Raw genomic sequence first — 17564 nt, forward strand, 5'->3', positions numbered from 1 at the left:
GTTACTTTATTACAAAACCCTATTTGCTAGCACAATCCATACAAACCGAGCAAGATTGACTTTTATAGGGTAGAAACAGTATTTTTTCCGCACCTTTTAGATGAAGAGCGTCAATCTACGACTTAATTTATCTAAAACTTGTATTCGGAGGAGACCATAAATGGCCGATAAAAAAGCGCAACTTACAGTGGATGGGATGGATCAGACCATCGAACTTCCTGTTCTTTCAGGGACTCTTGGTACAGACGTAATCGACGTTCGTACATTAGGCTCTCAAGGTATATTCACCTACGATCCAGGTTTCATGTCTACGGGTTCTTGCGAATCCGCCATCACCTATATCGATGGTGAAGCAGGTGTTCTATTACATAGAGGCTATCCAATCGCTCAGCTTGCAGAGCACTCTGACTATTTAGAAACTTGTTACTTGTTGCTTTACGGAGAACTACCTAGCGCAACGGAAAAAGAAGAGTTTGTAAAAACAGTTGGTAAACACACCATGGTTAACCAATCGATGCACAAGTTCATCGAAGGTTTCCGTAATGATGCCCATCCTATGGCGATCATGTGTGGATTAGTGGGTGCACTGTCTGCTTTTTATCAAGACCACATGGACATCAACAACTCTAGGCACCGTGAAATTGCTGCGTTCCGTCTTATATCAAAAATGCCAACACTGGCGGCAACTTGTTACAAGTATTCTAAAGATCAACCCGTTATGTATCCACGTAACGACCTATCTTATGCAGAAAACTTCCTCTACATGATGTTCGCAACGCCTTGTGAAGATTACGTTGTGAACCCAGTTTTCGCGAAAGCCATGGACCGCATCTTTATCTTGCACGCTGACCACGAGCAAAACGCTTCAACATCAACTGTACGTCTAGCTGGCTCTTCTGGCGCCAACCCATTCGCTTGTATTGCGGCTGGCATCGCAACACTATGGGGCCCTGCTCACGGTGGTGCTAACGAAGCTGTATTGACCATGCTAGAAGAAATTGGTGATGAGTCGAACATTGATGAATTCATCGCTAAAGCGAAAGACAAGAACGATCCGTTCCGTCTAATGGGCTTTGGTCACCGTGTTTACAAAAACTTTGACCCTCGCGCCAAGGTTATGCGTGAAACTTGTGATCAAGTATTGGCAGAATTGGGTATGTCTAACGACCCGCTACTTAAAATCGCCAAGCGCCTTGAGCAAATCGCTCTAGAAGACCCTTACTTCGTACAGCGTAAGCTTTACCCGAACGTAGACTTCTACTCTGGCATCATCATGAAAGCGATTGGTATTCCAACTAGTATGTTTACCGTGATCTTTGCTATGTCACGTACCATTGGTTGGATCTCTCACTGGAACGAAATGATCAGTGGACCATACAAGATTGGCCGCCCTCGCCAACTTTACGTAGGTCAACCAGAGCGCGACTACCCAACTAAAGACTAGTTAGGCGCCTCCTGATAAAATTCAGGTGATAGAAAGACTCTAAATCCCCGCTCATTAGCGGGGATTTTTTTGCCAATAAGAAATGAGAGGAGTTCAAAAAAGTATTGAGGAATATAAGAAACATAACTGAAATGAGAGCATGACTTAAGAGGTCACGCCCTGTACTGAATTGAGGAAAATCTAACCCTCAAGAAAAGCTACTTTGATCTACCCCTCACTACTCATCTTCCTCTTCTTCCACGAGCTCTGTAATGGTTTTTGTACCACATTTAAGACAGTCACCTTCAATCCATAAGCGGCTTTCAGAGCTAAATTCTTGTGGATCTTTCATTCCCAGATCGATCTCTTGGCATTGGTTACACCAAGTTTGGGTCAAAAAATCTTGTTGCTCTTCTAATGAACGAGCATAAAAATCTCGACTAACTACTTTTTCTTCTGACATGTAACGTTTACTCCCCATTAAATTGAAAGTATTGAGTGTTTGGGCTTTCTTGTGTTGGTTCTGTTAACACTGGTGGCTGCGTCGGAACGAGTACTCGACTTAAGCCAATGGCGCTTAATAATTTATCCTTACCACCATCTACATCCACGCTAAACGCTACTTGGTTGGCTTTTACATGCTGCAATTGGACTTCACGCACCACCCCAACACTTTGCAAATAGGCCTGTACCTTGTCCATTTGCTTGAAATCTGAAACACCAAGCACTTCTAAAACAAAACGGGCACTGGACTCTCGACTACGCACTGCAGCATAACGATCTGACAAGGCTTTCGCTAGGTGACCCGCCCCAGTATCGAGCAGAGCGTTTAAATCATCTCCGGCAATGGAGAATCGCTGAGTATCACCACTCGGCAATAGCAATAACAAATCACCAGAAGCACTTTCCCCGAAACGACTCAACCTTAACGCCGCGACAACATCTGTTTGATAACGACGACTGGCTTGCTGAATACTGTCGGTAAAAAAACCCCAAATATCAGCCGCACTGATCTCACTTTGATCAACCGAGTCCATCAGTGGTGCGTAGACAGGCACACCTTTTCGCGTCATCGCCAGAGCAAATTCATTTAATTCGACAGAAGGAGCGTTCGCGCCAGAAACTTGTCGAGAAGCGCCGTCGTCATTTACTAACCACACTAAAACGGAAGGTCGGTTCTCTGCCCAGACAGGTAAATTATTTTGTGACAGAAAACCATCTATGGACTCTCGATAAAAAGTCACCATCACTTGTCTACCCGGCACCAAACCACTTTCTGTGGACAACAAGTCCGGCAAGGCCACTACCGAGTGTTGCGCCACCCAACTGGCGGCAGATTTTTGCGCTTGGACCAACAAATTGCCACGAATGGCTTGTTCATTTCCAGACACCTTGATCAAGACCTGCTTAACGGCCTGAGAGAAAGCTGAATTCAACATCGCCGATTCAGATTCTATCGCTGGCACCTTTATATCTGCTCGATATAGCCCCTGCACAGTTACCGCATTGGCAATCGAGCCACTCAAAACACAGACTAAAAATAAAAAAATACGAATTTTCATCACCCTTCCTTCGTTTATTTGCCTATTCTACTGTCTTAATCACAAAGAACCATAGCCCTAATGTGTCACTATGCTAAAATGCGTTTTTTTCTCGTACCATGATAAGGCATAGGCAATGACCAAGTCGGATAAAGCATCGATTAGTTATAAAGACGCAGGCGTTGATATTAACGCTGGCAACCAGCTTGTTGAACGTATTAAAGGCGTTAGCAAAAAAACCCGTCGCCCTGAAGTTTTAGGTGGACTAGGTGGCTTTGGCGCTTTAACTCGCTTACCAACAAAATACAAAAACCCAATTTTGGTTTCTGGCACCGACGGTGTGGGCACCAAACTGCGTTTGGCTATGGATCTTAACCAACACGACACCATAGGTATCGATCTTGTGGCTATGTGTGTAAACGATTTGATCGTTGCCGGTGCTGAACCACTACTTTTCCTAGACTACTACGCTACAGGCAAACTAGACATTGATGTCGCGGCAAACGTAGTAACGGGTATTGGTGAAGGTTGTCTGCAATCTGGCTGTGCACTGGTTGGCGGTGAAACCGCTGAAATGCCAGGCATGTATCACGATGGCGACTACGACCTAGCAGGTTTCTGTGTTGGTGTGGTAGAAGAAGAAAGCATCATTGACGGTACGAATGTAAAAGCTGGCGATACACTAATTGCCCTAGGCTCTTCTGGCCCTCACTCTAACGGCTACTCCTTGATCCGTAAAATTTTGGAAGTTAGCGAAGCTGACCTAAACCAAGAGATTGATGGTAAAGCGCTGAAAGACGCTTTGATGGAACCTACACGCATTTATGTGAAATCCATTCTTAAACTAATGGACACTATGCCTGTCAATGCGCTTGCCCACATTACAGGTGGAGGTTTGTTAGAAAACATTCCACGTGTATTGCCTGAAGATGCCGCAGCCTTTATCGATGCTAAGAGCTGGACTCGTCCTGCTGTTTTCGATTGGCTACAAGAGCAAGGCAATGTTGAACAAGAAGAAATGTACCGCGTACTGAACTGTGGTGTTGGTATGGTACTTTGCCTTGATAACGACAAGGCAGCAGAAGCGCTCTCTATCCTGAAGGAAGCAGGTGAAGAAGCTTGGATCATTGGTGATATCCGCCCACGTAACGGTGGAAAAGATGTTTTGATCTCGGACCTTGAGGCCCAGGCATGACATTTCCTATCGTTGTCTTAATTTCTGGCAGCGGCAGCAACTTGCAAGCTTTGATTGATCAAAGCTTGCAAGGCAATCTAAACGTTGAGATTTGCGCGGTTATAAGCAACAAAGCCGATGCATTTGGACTCCAACGTGCCCAGAAAGCAGGTATACCTACTCATACTCTTGATCACAAGAGTTTCGATAGCCGTGAAGCCTTTGATGAGCAGTTACAACTGATCATTGACCAGTACCAGCCAAAGCTGGTGGTCTTGGCTGGCTTCATGCGTATTCTCACTGAAACCTTTGCGCAACATTACGAAGGTAGAATGTTGAACATTCATCCATCTTTGCTGCCAAAGTATAAAGGTCTCAATACTCACCAAAGAGCGATTGATGCAGGTGAAAAAGAACATGGGGTATCTGTACACTTTGTCAGTGCTGAACTCGATGCTGGCGCTGTCATTTTACAAGCAAGTTGCCCTATAGAAAAAACAGAAACGGCCGATACCTTAGCAAGCAAGATACATTCTTACGAACACATCATTTACCCACTTGCGGTGAAATGGTTCAGCGAAGAAAGGCTTGCCTATAAAAACGGCATCGCAGTTTTAGATAATAAGATATTGGCTGAAAGTGGTGTGATGTATCATCCAGAGTTAATCTAGAACAGGAGAAAACATGGTCTCTCAAGCAATTAGGACGCTTTTTACCCCATTGGTATTAATGAGTTTTTCTGTGTTTTCTTTTTCTGCCGAAACTAACCAAGACAAAACAAGTTTTTTAGCGCCCTATTCTGCCACCTACAGTACTGTATGGAAAAAAGGCATTAGCCTTAAAGTGGAAGGCAAACAAACATTGAGCAAGAAGTCGGCTGATCTTTGGGAGTTCAAATTCACTGCCGATAACTTCATCGCTTCCCTTAATGAAACCTCCACCTTCCATGTCAAAGACCATCAAATCATTCCACGACACTACCACTATCAAAGCAAGGTATTCGGTAAAAAGAAGACAGCAGACCTCACGTTCGACTGGAAAAATAATCAAGTGCTTAATGACATTAAGGACAAGCCTTGGTACCTAAGTATCCCTCTGAATACCCTGGATAAATTGTCGATTCAACTACAAGTACGACAAGATCTGAAACAGGGCAAAAATGAGTTTGATTACAGCATTGCGGACGGTGGATACATTAAGAACTGGCGTTTTAAACGTGAGAAGCGTGAAACCATTTCAACCGCTTTAGGTAGAGTCTCAACTATCAAAATGACACGCATTGATAATCTTGAAAGCGGTAAGCGCACCTATTTCTGGTTCGCACCCAAATTTGATTACTTGTTAGTGAAACTTGAGCATAAGACTGACAGCGAATCCTATCGCTTAGATGTCGATAAAGTTAGCTATCCGTAAGGCTTGCTAAGCACTGTTGAGTATTAATATTTAACAATTCCGATTCATGTGGCCAGTCTACAGCTTGCGCTCCATAGACTTGATAAAACCCCATTACATTAAAACGATTTCCCTGCAAATATCTCTCTAAATCATTAATGGATGCCTTAGGGATTACCCCATGCAGGGGGTGATCACCACTCTCACTGCTCAGATAAACAATACAATCAGGTTGCTTTTGGGCAGACTCGAGTAGAACCTTAAACGCTTGAGGACTGATACAAGGGGTATCACAGGGGGATATGAGTAAATGAGAGCCCTGAGCCTCTTGCAAGCAAGAGAATATCCCCGAAAGTGGGCCTTTATTCTGGTGATCTTGATCACTGATCACTTTCACCCTGAAAACTTGGTAGGCCTCTAAGTGATCATTAGTATTAAAGCTTATGTCTTCCACGACTTGTTCCATGGCTTGATGGACATGCATCACCAAAGGCTGATCCGCCCAAATGAGCAGGCCTTTATTAACACCGCCCATTCTCTGACCTTTGCCGCCAGCTAAAATAGCACCTGTTATTGAAAAATCTGACATAGCACGACTACTGATTAGCCCCTAACCAAGACTTATCTCGCTTGAACCAGATTTCATCCGCCAACGCCAAACATTCATCGTGAGAAGCAATTCCTTGAATTAAGCCTGCGACAGATGCAATGGTCTGACGAACCGCTTGCTCACCGAATGGGTCAACTTGTTTACCGCTCCAATGATCGACTAAACGACTTAAGTCCATTTGATCTTTTAGTCGCTTGTGTTCTGTTTCGGCTTTTGGCCACCCTGTCCAACTGGCGACACCATTTTGCCATTTTCCTAATGTGACATCCCGCTCAGGGTTCACCTCGGCTTCGCCATTACCACCGCGGAACACCAACACTGAAGAGTCCTTTAACTGCTCGCACGCGGATAAATGCAGCATGTCGTAACCACGGTGGAACACTCCGTGAACACTGTGTGTTGCATTAAATGGATTCATCATACGCACCACGGTATTCACTGGAGAGCGTAACCCCAAGGTGTATTTCAAGTCCATCATACGACCGAGGGTATTATCTATGTCTGCCAGGGGCATAAAAGCAAAGTTATCTTTCTGCAAATGCTGCTTTGCTTGCTGCAAGTCATTGTCGACAGACAAACCAAGGGCAGTAATCGCTTCGTCCACATAGATACGGCCTTCGCCTTCAAAAGCGTGACCGTGCATAAATACTTTAATGCCACTGTTGGCCAGTGCTAACGCAGCCAATAAAAACCAAGGTAACTCATTACGCTTGCCCGCATAAGCTGGCCAATCGAGATCAATCGTAATATCTAGAGTTTCTTTTTGTCTCAAGAATTCACGGGTGGCTTTAGTAAAACCCACCGTTTCATAAACGGTTTCTTCACGAATGCGAATCAACATCCAAAACGCCCCTAACTGCTCGGGAGCAACCTGCCCCGTCAGCATTAACGACATAGCATGTTCGGCTTCTTCTACTGTTAAAGTACGCGCGCCCTTTTTTCCTCGCCCAAGGATTTTGACATATTGGGTAAAGGCTTTGCTCATGCTGACAACTCCGTAATCGTCGGGATAAAGTGTTTGAGTTCTGGGATACAAGAACCACAATTGGTGCCGCATTTCAGCGCATGGCCCAATGCTTCCACACTGGTGACGCCAGACTCTACGGCTTTGGTTATTTGTTTGCTGCCCACTTGATAACAAGAACAAACAATAGCGCCTTTGTCTTCAACACTGGCAGGTAAGCCCACCAGCAGCGCGATACGCTCAAGTTCTGTGACTTTGTCACCACTGGCCATTTTACTCACCAGCCAATCCGGAGAGGTTGTTTCTGGCTGCTGGTTCGAATACACCACGGCAACCAGCTTATCGTTTTCTAATGCGGCCAATCTTAGTTGACCTGTTAACGGATTGGTATATTCCAACCATTCCCAATGGGCACTCTCTTGACCTGCAACAAACATAGAGCGACAACTTGTCGTATTCTGCTGTTGTGACCAGGCTACCTGATAATAAAAGTCTACTTCGGAAGGCACTAGGCACCAGTATAAACAATCTAGCTGAGAAATGGGCCTAGTAGACATCACAAAACCGTAACTAACGTGTTGAAGAGCCTCTAATTTCACCCTGGCATGCTTAGATTCGGGCTGCCCCGACAAAGCATCAACCACTTGAGGCACTAAATTAGACACGACCGCAGCATTGGCAAATTGCTGGGTCCAGTGAATCGGCGCAAACACCGCACCAGGAGCGGTTCCTCTGCTCACTTTTGCCCTTAGCAGAGCTTCTCCTGAAGGTGCCGTGACTCGCACAAGGGATTGCTCCCTAATACCCAGCTCACGAGCATCTTTAGGGTGAATTTCAACATAAGGCTGATCCGTGTGCTTGGCTAAAGAGCCCGCATCCCCTGTTCGTGTCATAGTATGCCACTGATCACGAACTCGGCCTGTGTTTAACATAAAAGGCCATTCTTCATTGGTCGCTAACTTAGGTAACTCAGGCACTATTGGCACAAATTTAGCCTTACCATTTGGCGTAAAGAAACGGCCATCGGTAAACATGCGCTTAGTTCCTTGGGGCTGCCCTTTGGGGACAGGCCATTGCACAGGGCTTAGATCATCATATTCCTGTCGCGTCATGTCACTAAAATGGCCAATATCAAAGTCTCGCTTGCCGTTGTTTTCAAAAGCAGACAAGGCCGCATGTTCTACAAAGATATCTCGTGGGTGCTGATAATCAAATGCGGCTCCATAACCTAACTGCTTGGCGACGGCACAAATCGCCCACCAATCATGCTTTGCTTCACCGGGAGGCGCTAATAGCCCTCGTTGACGAGAGATACGACGTTCCGAGTTAGTCACTGTGCCATCTTTCTCACTCCAGCCTGTTGCTGGCAGCAAAATATCTGCAAAAGCCGTAGTATCCGTATGTTCCTTACAATCACTGACAATCACTAATTCACATTTTTCTAATGCACGTCGCACTTGCGCCGTATCGGGTAAACTCACCATAGGGTTGGTGGACATCACCCACAGCACTTTTACCTTACCCTCTTCCATCGCTTGGAATAAATCCACGGCTTTCAGGCCATTTTCCGTCGCCATGTTAGAGGCTTGCCAAAAACGTTGCACCAAGTCCTGAGCGCCGGGGGTAGCAAAATCCATATGAGCCGCCAATTGATTGGCTAAGCCACCCACTTCACGCCCGCCCATAGCATTCGGCTGACCAGTAATTGAAAATGGCCCCGCCCCTTCTTTGCCAATTCGGCCTGTCGCCAGATGGCAATTGATAATGGCATTACATTTATCCACCCCAGAGGATGACTGATTGACCCCTTGAGAATAAAAGCTGATTGTTTTGGCGTTATTGGTCCACCAATGACATAAGCAATTTAGATCTTCAACACGGATACCACAGAATTCAGCGGTACTTTTGGCACTTGGTGTGGAGACTTGCACCTGCGCCAAGGTGGCGGCAAAGTTGTCCGTATGGTTGTCAATAAAATCTTCATCCAGAATGCCAGCCTGTTCCGAGTGATTAAGAAGGTAGGAGAAAATCGCCCCATCACTACCTGGCTTAATGGCCAGATGAAGGTCCGCAATATCACAGGTCGCGGTTTCTCTTGGGTCAATGACCACAACTTTCATTTGCGGTCGGGCTTTTTTGGCGGCACTAATACGCTGATATAAGATTGGATGAGTCCAAGCCGCATTAGAACCCACCATAATCAGCAAGTCACACAGCTCTAAGTCTTCGTAATTACAAGGCACAGTATCGGAGCCAAATGCACGTTTATAACCTACCACGGCCGAGGCCATACACAAACGCGAATTGGTATCTACATTTGCCGTCCCGATGAAGCCCTTAGCAAGCTTATTGGCAACATAATAATCTTCTGTAAGAATTTGCCCAGAGAGGTAAAAACCGAACGCATCAGGGCCATGATCTTTCACAACCTGGCGTATTTTATCGCCTATGGTTGCCACCGCATCGTCCCAAGAACAAACCTGTCCGTTCATCATCGGGCTCAGCAAGCGCCCTTGGGGGTTTAAGGTTTGTGCCAAACTACTGCCTTTCACGCAGAGACGACCAAAATTCGCAGGATGCTCTTTATCCCCAGACACAGGGGCAATGGCTGCATCCGGTGAACTTGGTAACGTTACCTTTACCCCACAGCCTACGCCACAATATGGACAGGTGGTTTTACCAGTGGTGATCGTCATAGCTACCTTCCTTAAAACGCAAAAAGCCCAATGAACTTTCCGTGGAAAGCTCATTGGGCTACGTTGCCAATTTAAAAATCTGTTTAAACACTCGGACCCACATTGATCCTGTGCAATATATCTATAAATAAGCAAAAAACAGACCAAACACCCTACTTATTTGAGATTTTTAAAACGCTTATTATTCAATATCTTAGCCTGAAATTAAAAAATACTGTTTACTCCTTGAAAAAAAACCAAAAAAAACGCCCTATGATAGGGCGTTGTAAAGTAGGAAATCTCTAGTATTCAACGTTATTTCATTGGGCAATGAAGACATCTTCCCCTTCAATCTTCACTGGCCAAGCGGGTGTCGTTACCTCTTCTTCTAAACACTTTCCCGACAACAATGAGTAGTGTTGCTTATACAAAGGGCTAGCAACGGCCCATTGACCTTGAAGATGAGTCACTAGCCCACGAGATAAAATATTCGCTTTGCCGATAGGGTCCCAATTTGCGATAGCGAAAACTTTCTGTTCCGCCTCCGGCACATAAAATACAGCGACTTGTTCACCATTCACCATGGCTGCAACACCCGCATCCACAATCAGATCACTTTTTTTACAGAGTAAATGCCATTGCATCTGCTTTCTCCTTAACCCGCTTTCGCGATCAATTGTTGTTTCTCAAGATCCGTAGCTGGACGGATTTGATCACGCTCTTGTACAAAGACAACATTGCTATCTTCCCCTTCGTAGTTGACGAATTGGCGGAAAGTTTTCAACGCCTCTTCGTCTTCTAAGGTGGTTTTCCATTCACATTGGAAAGTATCAACCACTAGCGCCATCTGAGCTTCAAGCTCGTCACAAAGACCCAGTTTGTCATCGATGACCACTTCTTTAAGGTAATCTAGACCACCTTCTAATCCGTCCATCCAAACGGAAGTACGCTGTAAACGGTCCGCGGTTTTGGTGTAGAACATCAAGACTCTATCTATGTACTTAACAAGGGTTTCATCGTCTAAGTCGGTGGCAAATAGATCACCGTGTCTAGGCTTCATACCGCCGTTACCACACACATACAGGTTCCAGCCACCTTCTGTTGCGATAACACCGATGTCTTTACTCTGTGCTTCTGCACACTCACGTGTACAACCCGATACGGCAAATTTTATTTTATGAGGGGAACGAAGACCTTTATAGCGATTCTCTAAATCAATTGCCATCCCCATACTGTCATTGACACCATAACGGCACCAGGTGCTGCCGACACAAGATTTCACGGTACGCAGAGACTTACCGTAGGCTTGTCCAGTTTCAAATCCTGCTTCAATGAGTTTTGCCCATATTTCCGGCAATTGAGGTAAAGTCGCACCAAATAAATCAATACGCTGACCACCCGTCACCTTAGTATAAAGGTTGTAATCTTTTGCGACCTGACCCAATACGATCAGTCGTTCTGGGGTAATTTCTCCGCCCGGAATACGAGGAACGATGGAGTATGTACCGTCTTTTTGCATATTCGCTAAGAAACGGTCATTGGTATCTTGCAGGCTGATGTGATCTTTTTTGAGCACATAGTCATTCCAAACACTCGCCAATATAGAACCCACTGCTGGTTTACAGATTTCACAGCCATGACCTTTACCGTGTTTGGCAAGCAGCTCTTTAAAGGTTTTAATACCTTCGATTTTAACCAGATTGTATAAATCTTGGCGGGTATAAGCGAAGTGTTCACAGATATCTGTACTGACCTCAACCCCTAGCGCTAATAATTCACTGTCGACAACCTTTTTAAGTAGAGCTGCACAACCGCCACAGCCCGTTGCAGCTTTGGTCACACCTTTCACATCACCCACTGACATAGCGCCATTACACACCGCCTCATTGATGTCTTGCTTAGTGACATTATGACAACTACAAATAGACGCCGTGGCAGGCAATGATTCCACGCCAAGCGCTGCTGGAGCACCGTCCATTGCAGGCAGAATTAACGACTGAGGCTGATCAGGCAGATCGATAGCGTTTAGATAATATTGCAACAAGGTATCGTAATAGCTGTTGTCACCCACCAAGACAGCACCCAGCAACTTACTGCCATCTTCAGACACCACCATCTTACGGTAACTTTGGCTAAGCTCGTCCTGATAAACAAACACCTTACAGCCTTGCGTCTGACCGTGGGCATCTCCTACTGAGCCGACATCACAACCGAGTAGTTTCAATTTTGTGCTCATGTCCGCCCCAGTAAAGGCAACACTAGAATCCTCTAATAAATGACCTGCCGCAGCTTTTGCCATGGTGTAACCCGGTGCCACAAGACCATAAATACGATTATTCCATAGGGCACACTCACCAATGGCATAAATATCTGCATCACTGGTTTGACACTGGTTATTGATGGTAATACCACCACGCTCACCCATTTCTAGACCAGATTGCTTTGCTAAAGCATCTTGAGGGCGAATACCAGCAGAAAACAGGATTAAATCGGTTTCTAAATGGCTACCATCAGCAAAATTCATGCGATGGAAAGCGGATTCACCATCAACGATCTCTTGTGTCGCTGTGTCTGTGTAGACTTTTACATCCAAGCCTTCGATCATACCTTTTAGAACGCTACCACCTTTTTCATCCAGCTGAACTGGCATTAGGCGAGGAGCAAATTCAACCACGCTGGTCTCAAGACCTAGGTTTTTAAGGGCGTTAGCGGCTTCCAAACCTAACAGACCACCACCAACCACTGTGCCTCGGGTTACTTGCTTAGCACAATCACGAATGGCATCGAGATCTTCTAGGGTACGGTAGACAAAAGTATTGCCCCGTTGATGACCAGGAATTGGTGGGACGAAAGGATAAGAACCGGTTGCTAGCACTAGCTTGTCATAAGAAAGACTGTCACCCTTTTCCAGCAACAAAGTCTTATTATCACGATCAATAGCGGTCACCTGGCTATTAGTAAAGTACCGTACACCGTTATCATCGTAGAGGCTGCCGTCTGTCATGGCAAGATCCGCCGCGCCCTTACCCGTAAAGTATTCACTCAAATGGACTCGGTCGTAGGCTAAATGTGGCTCTTCACCGAACACACTAATGCTGTATCTTTCATGGCCACCTTGAGCAATCAATTGCTCAACAAAATGGTGTCCGACCATGCCATTTCCCACAACAACAATATGTGGTTTTACACTGGATAAAGGAGTGGTAGTAGTCATCGTCTGTTCCCCTGCTTTTAATAGGCCAATTAGGCTAGCAACGTCTAGAACAGCTTGATTCAGGCTATTTTTGGTCGGCAGTACGCTTCACCAAAGACCAGTAAATCAAGCATGTCAGAGACATTGGTCTTATTTTGAATAAGCTGGAAATACCAGCTACCATCGGCGACGTTGCCATAAAGAATTGCGCCTACCAGTAAGCCCTCGTTGACTACTAGTTTGCGGTAATGATGCCCTGCTAAATCTTTGAAGTATAAGCAGTGATCATTTTGAGTTGCTTGTATCTTTCCGACCGAGAATAAATCCACACCGGAAACTTTCAGTTTAGTTGGCGTCGGCTCTATGCAAAATGCCGCTTCATTACCCACTAATACTGATATAAGTACGTTAATTTGTGTCCAAATAGGCGCCACTAACCCAAAAGTTTGTTGCTCAAATTCGCAACACTCTCCCAGAGCGTAGACATCCTCTTGGGAGGTTTTCATTTGGGCATCAACTAAAATGGCTTGCTGACAGTGCAAGCCAGATTTTTTAGCCAGTGTTACTTCCGGTGTAATTCCCGCTGCCATGATAACAAGATCGGTTTTTAACGATTCACCACTTGCCAATTGGCAATGGCTCACCAAACCCTGTGGATCTTGTGTCAGTGCAACCGGAGATTCCCCCAAGCGAAACACTACGCCCATTTTCTCTAGTTTAACCTGCAAAAGTTGTGCCGATTCTTCATCTAGCTGTCGATTTAATAACCAGCCGCTACGGTGAAATAAGGTTACTTGATGACCACGTTTCACCAAGCCGACTGCGGCCTCTAAGCCCAATAGCCCACCACCGATCACACTAATGGCTTTGGCGCCTTGTAAATTCGACATCCGGTCGACATCTTGCCAACTACGAAAGCCCATAACATTACTTGCATCCACCCCAGCGATAGGAAGTAACCGTGCTCTTGAGCCTGTTGCCAACACTAATTTATCGTAATTAAGCGTCTTGCCACTTTCTAAAACGATGCACTTTGCTTCTGCATCTATGCCTATTGCTGGATCACCAGCCATAATTTGGGCACCATTTGCGAGCATCTGGCGGGTATCGACCAAGGCCATTTGCTCGTCATCAATCTCTTTGGCCAGCAAGGATGACAACATAATTCGGTTGTAGCCCACTCTTGGCTCTTCACCAATCAGCGTTACGGTGAAGCTTGTCCCATGCTGCGCCAGAAGATCGCTTGCTAGCTTACTACCAGCCATCCCTCCGCCAACAATCACTAGGTGCTGTTTCCCCGTAAAACTCTTCATGCCTTTACCTTAAGCGCTTTCTAGGGACGAACCCGATTGAGGTTTTGAGGCTTTAACAGGCTTAGCAATCGGCTCGACCTTACGCTGTTTTTCGTACAAGAAACGCAGAACTTGGGCACGGTAATCCACATATTTAGGGTCATTAGCAAGCGCTAGGCGATCACGTGGACGCTCTAGGTCGACATGCAAAATTTCCCCTACTGTCGCCGCTGGACCATTGGTCATCATGACAATACGATCTGACAATAAAACAGCTTCGTCGACATCATGGGTAATCATGATAACTGTGTTGTTAAGGTCTTTTTGGATTTCCATCAAGGAATCTTGTAAATGCGCTCTGGTTAATGCATCAAGAGCACCGAACGGTTCATCCATTAGCAACACACTTGGCTCCATGGCCAATGCTCTGGCAATACCAACACGCTGTTTCATGCCACCGGATATTTCATCAGGACGTTTATCCGCAGCATGGGACATGTGCACAAGCTCAAGATTGTGCAAGATCCATTCATGCATTTCTTTTTTCGACTTGGTCTTCTTAAATACTTGTTTAACGGCCAATTCAACATTTTGGTAAGCCGTCAACCAAGGCAATAAGGAGTGGTTCTGAAACACTACGGCACGTTCTGGACCTGGGCCTCGAACTTCTTTACCGTCTAATAAAATACCGCCCTCAGTTGCATCGTAAATCCCTGCCACTATGTTCAAAACTGTGGATTTACCACAACCCGAATGGCCAATTAATGAAACAAATTCGCCTTTGGCTATTTTTAGATTCACACCATCTAAGGCTTTAAAAGGCCCCTTAGGCGTAGGGAACTCAATTGAAACTTTACTGATATCAAGATGTGTCGACATTATCTTCTCCTTAATTAACGTAACACTTGAGTTTTATCCCAAGACACAAAGCGTTGAATGACTAACATGGCTCGGTCTAACAAGAATCCGATAAAACCTATCATCAGCACGGCCACCATAATGCGACCCAGGGAATTTGAGCTACCGTTTTGAAACTCATCCCAAACAAACTTACCTAAGCCTGGGTTTTGTGCCAACATCTCAGCGGCGATCAATACCATCCACGCAATACCGAGCGATAAACGCAGACCGGTAAACATCAATGGGATAGCTGACGGAATAACAATCTTCATAACGTGTGTGAACCAGCTCAGGCGTAATACTTTCGAGACATTCAATAAGTCTTTCTCAATCGCAGCGACACCTACCGCAGTGTTGATCAGTGTCGGCCACATACAACATAAGGTTACGGTGAACATAGAGGTTAAGAATGACTTAGAAAACATAGGGTCATCACTCACATAAGTCGCACTCACCACCATGGTAACCAGCGGCAGCCAGGCCAGCGGTGAAACCGGTTTAAACACTTGAATGACTGGATTCAGCGCACTGTATACAGAACTATTAAGTCCGATCAATATGCCCACCGGTATGGCGATTAAGGTGGCTAAACCAAAGCCTGCCAATACTGTATAGAGGCTGGTAAAAATCTGATCAAAGAAGGTGGGTTTACCAGTATACTCTCTTAGCTTACCCACATAGCTTGGGTCCTTCGCTTGACGATCCGCTATGCGTTTTTCTTGGCGCTCGTAGAAACTGTCTTCTTTGACTCTCTCTCTTTGATGATCAGCGACCAAGCTACCCCATTGCTCATACACGACAACAGGCCCAGGAAACTCTCCTAAAGAAGTATGCACTCGGCTTGCACCCACTTGCCATAATAGGATAAAGGCCAAAATTCCAAACAGAGGAAACAATAGACTTTTTATTGATATCCCTGAGATCCAGTCTTTCACTGAGGTCGCCGACACGCTAGGTAGGTTCATTTTTTACTCTCTTCTTTTTTACAGTACGGCTTTACACAAAAACCAATAAATAGAGACCATATCGCTATGGTCTCTTATTCACGTTAGATTTGCTCATCGCCTTTCAAGCCGATTTTGAAGCTTTTTAGGTAATCATTAGGACGTTTACCATCGTAAGTCACACCATCGATGAAATCACTTTGCGGCGCTTTAAAGCCATCTTCTGTTGCAAAATCTGGGAATTCACTCGCCATCATCAAGCCATCTTCTACCAAAGATTCAGCTGCTTGCGCATAGATGTCTGGACGGTACACTTCTTTCGCCGTTTTCATGTACCAATCATCAGATTTTGGCTCAGAAATTTGTCCCCAACGACGCATTTGCGTTAAGTACCAGATCGCATCACTGTAGTATGGGTAGGTAGCGTTATGACGGAAGAATACGTTGAAATCAGGAATATCTCGCTTATCACCTTTTTCGTATTCGAAAGTACCCGTCATACTGTTGGCAATAACATCGTAGTCAGCCCCCACATAGTCACTGCGAGATAGAATCTCCACAGCTTCTGGACGGTTAGCATTGTCATTTTCATCCAACCATTTGGCTGCACGAATCATGGCTTTAACCACACGAATATGGGTAATTGGGTTTTCTTCTGCCCAATCACTGCTCACACCAAAGACTTTCTCTGGGTTGTTTTTCCAGATTTCGTAATCCGTGATAACTGGAACACCGATGCCTTTAAATACAGCTTGCTGGTTCCAAGGTTCGCCTACGCAGTAACCAGAAATCGTTCCAGCTTCCATGGTCGCAGGCATTTGTGGTGGTGGGGTAACGGACAGGAAAGCATCCGCATTCAGCTGACCACTGGTGTCACCTTTATGTGGTGCGTAGTAGCCAGGGTGAATCCCCCCAGCGGCTAACCAGTAACGTAGCTCATAGTTGTGAGTCGACACCGGGAACACCATGCCCATGTTGAACGGTTTACCTTCTGCTTTATAACCCTCTACAACAGGTTTCAACGCGCTGGCACTGATTGGGTGAACTGGCTTGCCATCAGGTCCGTTTGGAATATTTTTCTTCATCTCGTCCCAAACGTCGTTTGAAACGGTAATACCATTACCATTCAAGTCCATACTGAATGCGGTAATAATGTGGGCTTTTGTTCCGTAGCCTATGGTTGCACCCAATGGCTGTCCTGCCAACATGTGCGCACCGTCCAACTGTCCATCGATCACCCGGTCTAGCAAAACCTTCCAGTTTGCTTGAGCTTCCAAGGTGACATACAAGCCTTCATCCTCAAAGTAGCCTTTCTCGTAAGCAATCGCGAGAGGCGCCATATCGGTCAACTTAATGAAGCCAAATTTCAACTCTTCTTTTTCTGCGTAGTCTAGTTCAGCATGAGCCAAACCCGTCATCAGTGCACTTCCCACTAGGAGAGAGGCTCCTAACACAC

General features: G+C 45.5%; 15 protein-coding genes. 4 read left to right on the plus strand and 11 right to left on the minus strand.

Translation table 11 applies throughout. The features are described 5' to 3' along the window. The first annotated feature begins 160 nt into the window (after positions 1 to 160). Entirely contained in the window at positions 161 to 1444 is a 1284-nt protein-coding gene (gltA, locus tag ABJF92_RS08060; RefSeq protein ID WP_446815279.1) for a citrate synthase, read from the plus strand. 217 nt (positions 1445 to 1661) lie between these two features. Here gltA and ABJF92_RS08065 read toward each other — a convergent pair whose 3' ends face one another. After that, positions 1662 to 1886, minus strand: coding sequence for a hypothetical protein (locus ABJF92_RS08065; RefSeq protein ID WP_446815280.1), 225 nt, complete (start codon positions 1884 to 1886; stop codon positions 1662 to 1664). 7 nt (positions 1887 to 1893) lie between these two features. Next, on the minus strand, positions 1894 to 2985 hold the full coding sequence (locus ABJF92_RS08070) for a DUF2066 domain-containing protein (RefSeq protein ID WP_446815281.1): 1092 nt from the start codon (positions 2983 to 2985) through the stop codon (positions 1894 to 1896). Positions 2986 to 3100: 115 nt separating this feature from the next. Here ABJF92_RS08070 and purM point away from each other — a divergent pair, with 115 nt between their 5' ends. From purM to ABJF92_RS08085, 3 genes are read left to right on the plus strand one after another with little or no spacing between them, the layout of a single operon-like run. Beyond that, entirely contained in the window at positions 3101 to 4159 is a 1059-nt protein-coding gene (gene purM, locus ABJF92_RS08075) for a phosphoribosylformylglycinamidine cyclo-ligase (RefSeq protein WP_446815282.1), read from the plus strand. Further along, positions 4156 to 4809 carry a phosphoribosylglycinamide formyltransferase gene (purN, locus tag ABJF92_RS08080; RefSeq protein ID WP_446815283.1) on the plus strand — a complete coding sequence of 218 codons (654 nt, stop codon included), beginning with the start codon at positions 4156 to 4158 and terminating at the stop codon, positions 4807 to 4809. The genes purM and purN overlap by 4 nt, the downstream gene beginning before the upstream one ends. 13 nt (positions 4810 to 4822) lie before the next feature. Further along, a complete protein-coding gene (locus ABJF92_RS08085) occupies positions 4823 to 5551 on the plus strand; it encodes a DUF3108 domain-containing protein (protein ID WP_446815284.1) in 729 nt (242 codons plus the stop codon). Here the strand turns inward: ABJF92_RS08085 and mobA are convergent. The 9 genes from mobA to ABJF92_RS08130 all read right to left on the minus strand — a co-directional run bounded on the left by mobA (position 5538) and on the right by ABJF92_RS08130 (position 17526). After that, a complete protein-coding gene (gene mobA, locus ABJF92_RS08090) occupies positions 5538 to 6119 on the minus strand; it encodes a molybdenum cofactor guanylyltransferase (RefSeq protein WP_446815285.1) in 582 nt (193 codons plus the stop codon). The two genes, ABJF92_RS08085 and mobA, sit on opposite strands and share 14 nt — an antisense overlap. A gap of 7 nt (positions 6120 to 6126) precedes the next feature. Continuing rightward, on the minus strand, positions 6127 to 7125 hold the full coding sequence (locus tag ABJF92_RS08095; RefSeq protein ID WP_446815286.1) for a glycosyl transferase family protein: 999 nt from the start codon (positions 7123 to 7125) through the stop codon (positions 6127 to 6129). Next, positions 7122 to 9800, minus strand: a complete 2679-nt coding sequence (locus tag ABJF92_RS08100; RefSeq protein WP_446815287.1) for a nitrate reductase — start codon at positions 9798 to 9800, stop codon at positions 7122 to 7124. Before ABJF92_RS08100 ends, ABJF92_RS08095 begins: the two co-directional genes overlap by 4 nt. A 299-nt stretch (positions 9801 to 10099) precedes the next feature. Further along, the gene (nirD, locus tag ABJF92_RS08105) at positions 10100 to 10423 is read right to left on the minus strand and encodes a nitrite reductase small subunit NirD (RefSeq protein ID WP_446815288.1); all 324 of its coding nucleotides are present in this window, start codon (positions 10421 to 10423) and stop codon (positions 10100 to 10102) included. 11 nt (positions 10424 to 10434) lie between these two features. Continuing rightward, entirely contained in the window at positions 10435 to 12993 is a 2559-nt protein-coding gene (gene nirB / locus ABJF92_RS08110) for a nitrite reductase large subunit NirB (RefSeq protein ID WP_446815289.1), read from the minus strand. 59 nt (positions 12994 to 13052) lie between these two features. After that, positions 13053 to 14285, minus strand: a complete 1233-nt coding sequence (locus tag ABJF92_RS08115) for an NAD(P)/FAD-dependent oxidoreductase (protein ID WP_446815290.1) — start codon at positions 14283 to 14285, stop codon at positions 13053 to 13055. A 9-nt stretch (positions 14286 to 14294) separates the two neighbouring features. Beyond that, complete coding sequence (locus ABJF92_RS08120; RefSeq protein ID WP_446815291.1) at positions 14295 to 15143, minus strand: ABC transporter ATP-binding protein; 849 nt, start codon at positions 15141 to 15143, stop codon at positions 14295 to 14297. Between the two features lie 14 nt (positions 15144 to 15157). Then, positions 15158 to 16129, minus strand: a complete 972-nt coding sequence (locus tag ABJF92_RS08125; RefSeq protein WP_446815292.1) for an ABC transporter permease — start codon at positions 16127 to 16129, stop codon at positions 15158 to 15160. An 83-nt stretch (positions 16130 to 16212) separates the two neighbouring features. Continuing rightward, positions 16213 to 17526, minus strand: a complete 1314-nt coding sequence (locus ABJF92_RS08130; RefSeq protein ID WP_446815589.1) for a CmpA/NrtA family ABC transporter substrate-binding protein — start codon at positions 17524 to 17526, stop codon at positions 16213 to 16215. Positions 17527 to 17564: the final 38 nt, after the last annotated feature.

It is taken from the genome of Marinomonas sp. (assembly GCF_039940335.1).
GTDB lineage: Bacteria > Pseudomonadota > Gammaproteobacteria > Pseudomonadales > Marinomonadaceae > Marinomonas.